The organism is Pseudoalteromonas sp. SIMBA_162 (assembly GCF_046535955.1).
Lineage (GTDB): Bacteria > Pseudomonadota > Gammaproteobacteria > Enterobacterales > Alteromonadaceae > Pseudoalteromonas > Pseudoalteromonas marina.
Window position 1 is genome coordinate 1 of record NZ_JAWJBQ010001403.1, and the last position, 229, is coordinate 229.

The 229-nt window shown below is 58.5% G+C and carries 1 protein-coding gene; it reads right to left on the reverse strand.

Annotation, left to right across the window (positions count from 1 at the left end):
- A partial coding sequence (locus R0J88_RS24220) for a hypothetical protein (RefSeq protein WP_410901488.1) occupies window positions 1-229 on the reverse strand: 229 nt, incomplete at both ends.

The following is a 229-nucleotide window of genomic DNA, read 5'->3' on the forward strand; positions in this document are numbered from 1 at the left end:
ACGGACTCGGATGAACCGACAATGCGATTCACCGCCTCCTGTGTCTGCTTGTCGGTGCCGTAGGTGATATCGGTGCCGTTGTGCTTGAGCGTCAGGCGGTTCTTGTTGACGTGGTGCTTGCGGTGCCGGGCAATCACATAGGCATCGGCTCCATCCTCGACTGTGAGGCTCACACGACAGTCCTCGCCAATCGTGTCATTGATCACATCGTCAGTGGTCACGCCGCGTG